This window comes from Frankia sp. Mgl5, from assembly GCF_023242985.1.
Classification (GTDB): domain Bacteria; phylum Actinomycetota; class Actinomycetes; order Frankiales; family Frankiaceae; genus Parafrankia; species Parafrankia soli.
Genome location: NZ_JALKFY010000348.1, coordinates 1 through 237 on the forward strand (window position 1 = coordinate 1; position 237 = coordinate 237).

The 237-nt window shown below is 57.0% G+C and carries 1 pseudogene; it reads right to left on the bottom strand.

Annotated elements, in window-relative coordinates:
- A pseudogene (locus MXD62_RS09635) lies at positions 1–207 on the bottom strand (hypothetical protein); the annotation flags it as partial.
- Positions 208–237 lie beyond the last annotated feature (30 nt).

Below are 237 nucleotides of genomic sequence, written 5' to 3' on the forward strand. Positions count from 1 at the left end.
ATATGGAGCTTTGTAGGGATCTTTTGCGCGCGGCGGTGAAAAAATCATCGCCCATTTCATCCCTTCTCTCGCCTCTACATGGGGAGATTCCGGCGTCCGCTCGGTTGGCACGAAAAGTGCTTTTTCGGCTGCTTCCAAGTGCCGGTCCGCCTTTGCCTGCTCTGTGGCTGTCACCCGTTCAGCCTCTGCAATGGAGGACTCCGCCACTTCCTGCTCCTCAAACGAAGCGGTCCACGT